Here is an 11,318-nt window from a genome sequence, read left to right as displayed (position 1 = left end):
AATATTATGGTGAAATTACTCATAGGACATAAGGGTAGCGGGAAGACGGGGCAGATGGTACAGATTGCGAATGACAGCGTTGAGAAAAGCAATGGAAGCATAATATTCATTAATAAAAATCACAGGCTTAATTACGAACTGGCACACGACATAAGAGTCATATGCATGGAAGACTATGAGAATATAACCAATATTGATGAATACATAGGATTTATCTATGGAATAATCAGTTCCGACCATGATATTGAAACGATATTCATAGACAGCATACTTAAACATGCTGATGTTTCCCTCGGTGATCTTCCTGAGTTTATAGACAGACTCAAGGCCATATCCAAATTATTCGACCTGGATTTTGTGGTAAGTGTAAGTGCAGAAAAAGAAGAAATGATAGGTGTAAACTTTGACGGGTGTGAGATTTTAAATTAATTGGCAGCAGTTAAGCAAGAGATAAAAGGCGGTGGGTACACCGTCTTTTTTAAGGACGTGAATTTGATGAAAAAAGCATATATTTATGTGATATTGACAGCATTTTTGTTTGGAACCATGGAGGTTGCATGTAAAGCGGCGGGCAGTCAGTTTGATCCGTTTCAGCTTACATTTTTGAGATTTGCTATAGGCGGACTCATATTGCTGCCTTTTGCTGTGGCAGAACTTAAAAAAAACAGTGTGAAGCTGACAGGAAGAGATTTCATGAGACTGGCAGGAGTAGGCATATTGGGGATACCTCTCAGTATGGTATTTTTTCAGCTTGGGATAATGAATTCCAATGCAGCTACAGCTTCGGTACTTATATGCATAAATCCTCTTTTTACTATGATATTTGCTCATTTTTTTGCAGGCGAAAGACTCAATAAATATAAATTTATTGTTCTGGGAATCGGTCTGATCGGTCTTGTATTTATGATAAAACCGTGGAATGTTCAGGAGGGAAATACAGTAACAGGTATAATATATATGCTTCTTGCCGCGGTTTTCTTCGGTGCTTATACAGTAGCGGGAAAAGTAAGCGTGGAAAAAATGGGAATAATGGCACAAACAAGTATAAGTTTCATATTAGGTTCACTTGTTTTGTTTATAATAATACTTATAACGGGAAAACCTGTGACGGAAGGGATAACTGATAATGTATGGCTTGTAATGTATGTGGGGATATTCGTAACGGGAGTAGGATATTTCTGCTACTTTATGGCCATAAAGGCATCAGATGCATCTACCGGATCGCTGGCATTTTTTATAAAACCGGCAATAGCTCCGGTTATGGCAGTGATATTTTTAAAGGAAACTATACTTTGGAACACGTATGTAGGTATCGGATGTATTCTGATTGCATCATATATGAATATAAGATTTCAGAGGAAAGAGAATGAGCTTAAAGATAGCGGATATTGAAAGGATATTTAAAAATAAAGAATCGGGTAACGAAGAATTCTTTAAATTTTTTTCGATACTGGTTCCTGTTGTGGAAAAAGACGGACATTTGCATCTTCTTTATGAGAGGCGGGCGAAACATATGAAAAGGCAGCCCGGCGAGATATGTTTTCCGGGAGGAGAATTGGAAGATGGAGAAAGTACTGAGGAGTGTGCTCTGCGGGAAACATGGGAAGAAATAGGGGTGCCTCAGGATAAGATTAGGGTTATCAGTCAGCTTGATACCATATATACTTACAGTAATTTTGCTATGTACTGTTATCTCGGTGTGATGGATGTTGAAGCTCTCGATAATATGACACTTAACGAGGCTGAGGTGGAGAGTACTTTTTTGGTGAATATAGAATGGTTGATGAACAATGAGCCTGATATCTATTGGACCGATGTAGTACCGGATCCTCCTGAGGATTTTCCATATGAAAAGGTCACGAAGGGAGCTCCTTACAGCTGGAGAAAGGGGCGGGCTCCCGTTCCCGTATATGAAGAAAAAGACGGAAATGTTATATGGGGACTCACAGCAAGGATAACCAAAAGAGTTATTGATTCAATAAAAAGCGGTGATATTTGTGAGTCGTGAGATTGGAGGCAAGTGTGTTTAAACTCGGATTGTGTCAGATGAAAGGGTCTTTCAATAAAAAAGAAAGTATGCAGAAAGCAGAGAAATTTATAAGGGAGGCTGCAGGTAACGGAGCAGAAATAATTTCTCTTCCGGAAATGTGGAACTGTCCTTATTCTAATGATTATTTCCGGAAATATGCGGAGAAGGAAAGCGGGGAGACCGTGGAATTCCTTTCGAGTATTGCCTCGGATTTGGGAATATATCTAATAGGAGGGTCTATACCGGAGATTGACGGAGAAGATGTTTTCAATACATCATTTTCATTTGACCGAAAAGGCAATATAATAGGAAAGCACCGAAAAGTTCATCTGTTTGACATAGACGTCAAAGGGGGAATAAGATTCATGGAGTCTGATACTCTTACGGCGGGACATGATATGACTGTTATAGATACGGAATATTGTAAGATAGGAGTAGCGATATGTTATGATGTTAGATTTCCCGAGTGGTTCAGAAAAATGGCTCTGTCAGGAGCTAAGGTGATAATACTGCCGGCTGCCTTCAATCTTACAACAGGACCCGCTCACTGGGATATTACCATGAGAGCAAGGGCTCTTGACAATCAAGTGTACTTTGCAGCAAATTCCCCTGCAAGAGACGAGGCAGGACCGTATCAGGCATACGGAGGATCTTGCATCGTAGATCCATGGGGACGGTTTATATCTCATGCTGATGAGAGAGAATGTATAATATACGGAGATGTGGATATAGAAACAGTTGAGTCTGTAAGACAGCAATTGCCTTTGCTGAAACATAGAAGAGAAGAACTGTATTAGGAGGACTGAGATTATGAAAAAAGTTTTGGTATTGCTTTTATCTTTTGCCATGGTGGCTGTTATGGCAGGCTGCGGAGCTCCGGAAGAAGAGCAGCCGGAGGAGCAGATTGATTATGATATAGCTATGGTGACAGATGCCGGGATGATCATGGACGGAGGATACAGCGAGGTAGCTTGGACGGCTATCAGTAAATTTGGTTCTGAAAAGGGTGTTTCCCATAAGTATTATAAAGCATCAGAGGCTTCTGAAACTGCATATAAAGAAGTTATTGATAATGCTGTTGATAAAGGCGCAAAAGTTATAGTGGCTGATGGATATTCCTTTGAAGACGTAGTATACAATGCCCAGAAAGAGTACAAGGATGTAAAATTTATTCTTATAGATGCGGAGCCTGTAGATCAGGAATCAGGAAAAGCAAAGACCGGTGATAATACTGCAGTTGTTATCTTTGCTTCGGAACAAGCCGGATATTTGGCCGGCTACAGCGCTGTAAAAGACGGGAAGACACAGCTTGGTTTTATGGGATCAACAAAGAATCCTACTATAATGGATTACGGATATGGATTTTTACAGGGAGCAGAAGCGGCATCACAGGAGGATGGTGTTTCGGTAAATGTAAAGTATCATTATTGCACTGATGATGATGATAGGAATTCGATCCTGGATATGACATCAGAGTGGTATCAAAGTGGAACAGAGGCTGTTTTTGCGTGTGGTAGGCAGGTAGAACAGCCCGTGATAGAAGCGGCGGAGCTCAATGACAAAAAGATAATAGCTGCAGAGACTGATAAATCTCAGATGTCGGATACTGTTATGACTTCTGCAGTCAAAGATATATCGGGAGTTTTGGAAGAATTGCTGAAGCAGTATAAAAGCGATGAATTCCCGGGAGGTTCAGCAGAGTATTATAATGCTGAAAACAATGGTATATGGCTGGATATGGAAAATAGCCGTTTCAGCAGCTTTTCCAAAAGCCAGTATGACAGCATTTTTGATAAAATCAAAGATGGAAGTATTGTCGTGAAAAAATATAACAGCGGAGATATCTCATCACTGGGATTGTCAAATGTGTCTGTTTCTGAAATTTGATCTTAATATAGAGGTTGGTGAGCAGTATATTCTGCTCACTGTTATTTTTTGTTATATATTGCCTGAATAAAAAAGACTCTGTAAAAACAGAGTCTTTTTGTATGAGTTTATTTTTTAGTGGCATGAGAGGAATGTCTGTGCTTCATACTTATGTATTCTCTCGGTTCCTGAACTGATTTATATGCAGGACGCATGAGTTTTCTTCCGGCTACAATTTCCTCTATTCTATGTGCGCACCAGCCTGAAAGTCTTGCTGTAGCAAATAGTGGAGTCGCTATGGTTATAGGAATATCCAGTGCGTCATATACAAAGCCTGAATAAAGATCAACATTGGCAGGCATAGGTTTTTCTGTTCCGGTAACTTCTGCATACAGCTGCGGAGTGCGTCTTTCTATATAATCGCACAGCAGAAAATCATCTACGAGATTTTTGTTTTCGGCCAGCTTCTTTGACATGGATTTGAGAAGCTTAGCTCTTGGATCTGACAAAGTATATATGGCGTGCCCCATACCATATATAAGACCACTTTTATCATAGGCCTCTTTTTTAAGGAGTTTTACAAGATAATCATCAAGTTTACCTCTGTTGTTAAAATCAGGAACATGAGCTTTTATATCAGCTATCATATTTATTACGGCAATATTTGCTCCTCCGTGTCGTGGGCCTTTCAGTGATCCTATTGCTGCAGATATAGCAGAATATGTATCGGTTCCTGTGGAGGATATTAGGTGAGTTGTGAAAGATGAGTTGTTTCCTCCGCCGTGTTCAGCATGGAGAATCATGGACAGATCCAGTAATTTTGCCTCGATATCCATATATTCTCCCATAGGTCTTATCATCCTAAGTATGTTTTCCGATGTGGAAAGTTCAGGGATCGGATTGTGCAAGTGGAGACTCATGTTATCATAAAATGAAGATTTTGCCTGATAGGCGTAGGCTATGAGAGCAGGGAAATAACCTATTAAATTTATAGATTGGCGAAGCACATTGGATATAGACGTGTCATCAGGATTGTCATCGTAACAGTACAGAGCCAATACGCTTCTTGCCAGTTTATTCATAATATTGTTTGAAGGAGTCGTTAGGATCATATCTCTGGCGAAACCGTTAGGGAGTTCTCTCTTTGCTCCGAGCATTTTTTTGAATGCTTCCAGTTCTGATTTACTCGGAAGAGTTCCGAATATAAGCAAGAAAGTAACTTCCTCGAAACCAAATCGATTTTCATCGATACAATTTTGCACGATATCTTCTATACTATATCCCCTGTAAAAAAGTTTCCCTTCAATAGGAACCTTGTTGCCGGCAGAGTCCATATCGTAACCGCGCACATCACCTATTTTAGTCAGTCCTACAACGACTCCGGTGCCGTTTGCATTTCTTAAACCTCGTTTTACATTGTTTTTTATATAGAGATCTGTCTCGATCTGATCGTTCTTTTCAATGCTTTCGGCACTGCTGTCAAGAAAATCCTGTACAATTGTGGATTTTACTGTATTTTTTATTTCTTCCCTTACCGCACTTTTTACGGTCTTTTTTATGTCATGCTTTTTGCTTTTTTTCTTGTTAAACATTCAAGACCTCCTCCTGTTAACTTAATCACAAGAAATAGTATAACACATCAGTAGAGTAAAGTAAAACATATTAATTTGTGTATGGTAATTAATCTATGCTAACCGCAAATTAGTACGAAAAAATGAACCACCATGATTTTAAAAAGGATTTATTATTCCCATGAACAGTAGTATTATTGATAATACAGCAAGGCATATGAGAAGAATTGCTATATTTCTTTCATATGGCCTGAAGCTGCTGAGATTTTTTTCTTTGCGTCCTTTTATATATACGAGTATACCAGGAGCGTATAATATACTTGTAACCAGAAATTGGACTATTCCGGCTGATATTATCATCCATACTCCGTATATACTTCCAATAATGGCAAAGATGCGTTCTCTTGCAAGTTCTCCTGATGAGATGTCTCCAAGATTTTTTCTTCTGCTCGTGAGTTTTGCATAATACAGAGCGCTTAGCAGATACGGGAGCATTATCATTGAGGAACCTATAGTATAGAAGGCAAGATAAGAAGATTCGTTGAAAAGGACTATAAGAAGAAATGCCTGAACAAGTATATTTGTAATGAGGAGAGCTACTGACGGTGAATCGTTCTTATTGCTTTTTGCAAAGGAATTGGTGAAAACTCCCTGTTTGGCGGCCTCATATGGGCATTCGGCAGCTATTATTGTCCAGCCAAGCAGGGCTCCGGCAATAGATATTATAACGCCGATATTTACAAGGGTAGCTCCCCATGGTCCTACTGCTATTTCCAGTATCTGAGCCATCTGTGGATTGTCAAGTGAAGCGAGCTCTTCTGTAGTCAGTACTCCCATGCTGAGAACAGCTACTATCACATAGAGAGCCAACAGTCCCAGAAAACCTGTTAAAGATGCTTTGCCCACATCGCTTGATTTTCTTGCTCTTGCTGAAAGTACTACAGCCCCTTCAACACCTATGAATGCCCATACAGTGGAAGATGTGGTAGCCATTATCTGAGAACCTAAAGAAAGCGTTCCGTTTCCCCAGAAATTATCTGTGAATATCTCAAAGTCAAATTTAGCTGTGAGAGGTATAGCTACAATAAATACGAAGAGAGGAATGAGTTTGCATATAGTGGCTATGATTGTTATTAGAGTAGCCTGTCTCACACCTTTGAGTACAAGGGCTACAAGCAGCCATACGAAAATAGATCCACAGATAACTGAAATGGAATTATTGCCGTCTTCAAATATAGGAAAGAAATATCCCAGAGATCCGAACAGAAGCGTTATATAAGAAACATTGCATATAAGTGCGCTCATCCAGTATCCCCATGCGGAATTAAAGCCTACAAATTCACCGAACCCTTCTTTGGCATAACTGTATATACCGTTAGTCAGTTCCGGCTTTACTTTGTTAAGTCCGAAAAAAGACATCATCAGTGCATACATACCTATTCCGCATATGCCCCAGCCTATAAGAACACTGCCTGTGTGAGCTCCGTTAGATGCCATATCTCCGGCAATAGTGAATATTCCGGCGCCGATAGTCGAACCGATGATCATAGCGGTAAGGCCGCCGAAACCAAGTTGATTTGTTTTAGTTTTATTGCTTTCCATAAAAAACTCCTTAATTGATAAGTATATCAGTTAGATGCTGATATACACCGTATAATAAGGAGTATTTCCCAAATCATTAAAAAAATTTATTAAATAATTTTAAATGTGTTTTTGGAATAATCTATGATACCCTCTTTTTTCATGTTATTGAGTTCTCTTGTAAGAGCACTTCTGTCCACATTGAGATAGTTGGCAAGTTCCAGTCTTCCCAGAGGGATAGTAAACTTATTTTTTCCGTTATTTTGCTGTATCTGCAGGGAAAGATATGTGAGTATTTTTTTTCTCAGTGTTTTTTGGGATATAATAGCGAGTTTCTCCATCAGTTGTTTGTTCTTATCAGCTATCAGAGATACCATATTTTCTATTACCCGGTGGTGGAACACACAGGACAGAGTACAAGTGTGCATTATGCGGTGAAAAGGTACGGAAAGAACTTCAGTGTTTCGCGCGGCATAAAATGATACGGAAGAAACAGGATTATTTGAACCTGCAAATGTTTCTCCGAAAAGCTGATTTTCTTTCGAGACTGATAAAATAGTTTCATTTCCCCATATATCCTGCTTAAGAGTGTGTACGGTTCCCGAAAGTACTATATGTATCCATTTTACCTCATCTGATTCGAGGAGAATAAACTGGCCCTTTGAAAAATTTTTTATCTGACAGCCGATACATGATATGATACCTTCCAGATCTGTTTCTTTGATTCCTGCAAATAGATCAAGTTTTTTAATTGCTTTTATATTATAATTCATATACTCACCTCAGAAAAATTATACAATGGTAAGAATTATGTTGCAATGGCAACATTAGTTGATATGAAATAATGATATAATCGAAAAACCAAAGGAGGGAGTCTTTATGAACAGAGAAATGTATAAAAAGGAAAGACAGTTAAGTGAAACTGCAGTTAAAGAAGTATTTGCTAAAGGGAATCACGGGACGTTGGCTGTAAACGGAGATGACGGATATCCCTATGCTGTGCCTGTGAATTATGTTTACGATAATGATAAGATTTATATCCATTCCGCTAAATATGGATATAAGATTGATGCAATAAAAAAGAATAACAAAGTTTGTTTTTCGGCAATATTGAATTCAAGAGTACAGCAGGATAAGTTCACTGCTGCATATCAGAGTGTGGTTGCTTTTGGAAAGATTTCATTTGTGGAAGATGAAAGTGAGAGAAGAAGAATACTGGAACAGTTTATTTATAAGCTTTCTCCTGATTTCATAGAAGGCGGAATGAAGTTTGTAGATGCTGCTATTGGAAAAACAGCACTTTTGTGTATAGATGTTGAGGATATCAAAGGCAAGGAAAATATGGCCGAGTCTTTTGATGTGAAATAACAGTAGTAAAATTAAGCGGATCCCTGTGTCCTAAGTGATATAGGGATCTGCTTTTTATGTGCAGAAAATATAATTATGAGTATTGAAAGATCAGAATAAATTTTGAAAGTAAAGCTCCTTTGTAACTGGGTTTGTGAAATGGACATTGATGTCGAATTTTGTCGAATAAAAAGACTTTTTATATAAATTAATATGTAGTATAATCCTTTTATAGAAAAAAATGTAAAAAATAGCATTAAATTCAAAAAGGGGGAGTTATAATGCAGAGATTGAAAAAAAGGGGGAGGCTTATAGCCATAATATTGATTTTACTTGTTTTGGCAGGGACAGCAGCATCAATAGCATCGGAAGCGGCTGAATATACAGTGACTAACAGAGGCTCAGCGTCCGATGGAATGACGACAGTGGGGAGATTCTCTATAGATGGAAAGCCGGTGTTTTGCTGTGATCATATAAAGGTCACACCTCCTACAGGAACTAAAGTTATCATGTCTGAAGGAAATAATGCTGATATAGCAAAGACGCTGTATTATGGATATGGAGGACCCGGTCAATGGTCCGGATTTTCGGATACGGAGTCGGCTATAGTAGCAACTTCCCTTGTATTAGATCATTATTTCAATAATGGGACAGGGAACGGCAATCCTAATTATGCTGCTTTCAAAAAATTTCTTGACTCAAAAGATACTACACAGTCAGGGACATCCTATATATTGTATACATCTTCTAAGTCATCACATCAAAGATTAGTAGCAGTTAATCCTGCCGTAAAAGTTTCTGTGACTGTAACTAAGGAAAGTGCTGATAAAACATTCACAGAAGGAAATGCATGCTACTCTCTTAAGGGTGCGGAATATGGCATATATAGTGGAAATACTCTGCTTGAAACAATGATTACTGATGAAAAGGGAAGAGCTTCGTCAAATATAACGGTCAGTCCTGAAGCCGCAAAAGATATAATTGTAAAAGAAATAAAATCATCTGACGGGTATGTAAGAGATGAAGCCATATATGTTAAAGATGGGTCATCAGGTAAGATAAATATCATATCAAAAGAGCCGCCTGTGAGGAATCCGGCAGAAATTGCTCTATATAAATATGACAGCGAAACGGGAAAAAAAGATGCAATTGACGGGGGTAAATCCTATTCCCCACAAAAAGGGGCTTCTCTGGAAGGTGCTGTATTCAAGGTCGATTTTTACGGAATGAAGAAATCAGATATACCTTCTGATAAGGATTTCAGTAAATTTAAGGCTCTGAGAACATGGTATTTCAGAACGGATGAGGAAGGTAAGGTTAAATGGGAAAGCTCATATCTGGCGAAAGGCTATGAGCAGTCGGAATTATATCGTAATCCTTCTGATAAAAAAGCTCCGGCGCTTCCTCTCGGAGTTATAGTAGTCAGGGAAATAAAAGCACCTAAAGGGTATCTTCTGAATGAAGAAGTGAATGTGTCTTTTATTACTGCTGAGGGAGAATCAGCAGAAGTTGACGTGTATCAGGCTCCGGAAGTTCCTAATAATATAAAACGAGGAGATCTTAAATTTAATAAAATTGCTGAAGGCTCAAATAAAAGAATGTCAGGAATTCCTTTCAGCATTACAGCATTGCAAGATGACGGAAAAAATGTTGAAAGTGGTGAACAACATATAATTGTTACAGATGAGAACGGATATGCCTCTACCGAGGATTCTTTCAATCCGCATTCGGAAAAGATGAATATCAATGATAAAGCATGGGACGGAAAGAGTTTTGATGATTCAAAGATTGATTTTTCAGCCGGCATTTGGTTTGGTGAGCAAGATGCGCTGAAATCTGATAGAGGTGCTCTTCCATACGGCCGTTACAGGATAGATGAGCTTCCATGCAGGAATAACGAGGGATATAAGCTACTTGAAGGTATAGAGATAGAAGTCAGTAGGGACAGTCATACCATAGAGATGGGAACTTTGACAAACAGAAATATATCCATCAAGACTAATGTATGGGATAGTGAAGCCAATGAGGAAAGGATTACTTTTGCCAGAGATTCTGTGACACTTACTGACAGAGTTTCTTATAAAGGGTTGGAAAAAGGTGAAGAATATACTTTAAAAGGGATTTTAATGGATAAAAAGACAGGAAATCCGTTTCTTGAAAAGAGTGGCAGGGAAGTTACCTGTGAAAAAACTTTCATAGCAAAAAATACAGATGGTAAAATTGATATGCAGTTTAAATTTGACGCCTCTTCTCTCAAGGGAAAACAGATAGTCGTATTTGAAACGATGATGAAAGGAGATGTGATTGTTGCTAAACATGAAGATATAGATGATTTGGATCAAACCATGGAATTCTTGAACCCGGAAATAAGAACAAAGGCAAAAATAGCCGGGGATGAAGATGAGTACTCAGCTGATGGTAAAAATATAACAATAATTGACAGTGTACATTACAGTGGGCTTCTAAAAGGCCATACATATGAGATAAAAGGTGTTCTGATGGACAAGGCTACAGGAAAACCCGTACTGATTGGAAGCAGAGAAGTGACTGCCAAAAAGAAATTTGAAGCTGAAAAAAGTGAGGGAGAAGTTGAAATTGAGTTTAGTTTTAACACATCTTCTTATAAAGGAAAGGATATAGTTGTATTTGAGGAGCTCATATGGGCAGGAAGTGTCATAGCGGATCATAAGGACATAAATGATGAAAATCAGACAGTATCCATAGAAACAGAGTCTGGTAATGTGACAGAGACCGGAGATATAGTTTCTTCTGCTGCTTTTATCTCGCTGATAATAATGACCGCGGTTTGTATTATATCCGTTTTGACTATATTGAGTCGTAAGAGGGAGATAAAGAAATAAATCTGCAAATCATATGAAAATCCCGATGCTGATTTTACATTACTAAGAGCATCGGGATTTTAC

Annotated in this window: 10 protein-coding genes; 7 read left to right on the top strand and 3 right to left on the bottom strand. The window is 38.5% G+C overall.

Annotation, left to right across the window (positions count from 1 at the left end):
* Window positions 1-6 precede the first annotated feature (6 nt).
* The 5 genes from H8692_RS01040 (at window position 7) to H8692_RS01020 (ending at window position 3,916) form a co-directional block, all read left to right on the top strand.
* Complete coding sequence (locus tag H8692_RS01040; RefSeq protein ID WP_177268271.1) at window positions 7-429, top strand: hypothetical protein; 423 nt, start codon at window positions 7-9, stop codon at window positions 427-429.
* Between the two features lie 66 nt (window positions 430-495).
* Window positions 496-1,392, top strand: coding sequence for a DMT family transporter (locus H8692_RS01035; RefSeq protein ID WP_187524796.1), 897 nt, complete (start codon window positions 496-498; stop codon window positions 1,390-1,392).
* Window positions 1,367-2,008, top strand: a complete 642-nt coding sequence (locus H8692_RS01030) for an NUDIX hydrolase (protein WP_187524795.1) — start codon at window positions 1,367-1,369, stop codon at window positions 2,006-2,008. Before H8692_RS01035 ends, H8692_RS01030 begins: the two co-directional genes overlap by 26 nt.
* A 14-nt stretch (window positions 2,009-2,022) precedes the next feature.
* Entirely contained in the window at window positions 2,023-2,826 is an 804-nt protein-coding gene (locus H8692_RS01025; protein WP_346727710.1) for a carbon-nitrogen hydrolase family protein, read from the top strand.
* Between the two features lie 13 nt (window positions 2,827-2,839).
* Window positions 2,840-3,916 carry a BMP family lipoprotein gene (locus H8692_RS01020; protein WP_187524794.1) on the top strand — a complete coding sequence of 359 codons (1,077 nt, stop codon included), beginning with the start codon at window positions 2,840-2,842 and terminating at the stop codon, window positions 3,914-3,916.
* A gap of 107 nt (window positions 3,917-4,023) precedes the next feature.
* Here H8692_RS01020 and H8692_RS01015 read toward each other — a convergent pair whose 3' ends face one another.
* The 3 genes from H8692_RS01015 to H8692_RS01005 all read right to left on the bottom strand — a co-directional run bounded on the left by H8692_RS01015 (window position 4,024) and on the right by H8692_RS01005 (window position 7,820).
* Window positions 4,024-5,487: a citrate/2-methylcitrate synthase gene (locus tag H8692_RS01015; RefSeq protein ID WP_177268263.1), complete on the bottom strand. Its 1,464-nt coding sequence runs from the start codon at window positions 5,485-5,487 to the stop codon at window positions 4,024-4,026.
* Window positions 5,488-5,625: 138 nt separating this feature from the next.
* Window positions 5,626-7,068: a basic amino acid/polyamine antiporter gene (locus tag H8692_RS01010; protein ID WP_187524793.1), complete on the bottom strand. Its 1,443-nt coding sequence runs from the start codon at window positions 7,066-7,068 to the stop codon at window positions 5,626-5,628.
* 89 nt (window positions 7,069-7,157) lie between these two features.
* Window positions 7,158-7,820 (bottom strand): Crp/Fnr family transcriptional regulator, encoded by a 663-nt coding sequence (locus H8692_RS01005; RefSeq protein WP_177268260.1) that lies wholly within the window; start codon window positions 7,818-7,820, stop codon window positions 7,158-7,160.
* Window positions 7,821-7,926: 106 nt separating this feature from the next.
* Between H8692_RS01005 and H8692_RS01000 the strand changes: the two genes are divergently transcribed.
* Both H8692_RS01000 and H8692_RS00995 read left to right on the top strand, forming a co-directional pair.
* Window positions 7,927-8,415: a pyridoxamine 5'-phosphate oxidase family protein gene (locus tag H8692_RS01000; RefSeq protein WP_177268258.1), complete on the top strand. Its 489-nt coding sequence runs from the start codon at window positions 7,927-7,929 to the stop codon at window positions 8,413-8,415.
* Window positions 8,416-8,675: 260 nt separating this feature from the next.
* Window positions 8,676-11,255, top strand: coding sequence for a VaFE repeat-containing surface-anchored protein (locus H8692_RS00995; RefSeq protein ID WP_187524792.1), 2,580 nt, complete (start codon window positions 8,676-8,678; stop codon window positions 11,253-11,255).
* Window positions 11,256-11,318 lie beyond the last annotated feature (63 nt).

Source organism: Lentihominibacter hominis (genome assembly GCF_014385065.1).
In the GTDB taxonomy this organism is placed as follows: domain Bacteria; phylum Bacillota; class Clostridia; order Peptostreptococcales; family Anaerovoracaceae; genus Lentihominibacter; species Lentihominibacter hominis.
Note: the sequence above shows the minus strand (reverse complement) of the source record. Positions and strands in the feature narration are given on the sequence as shown.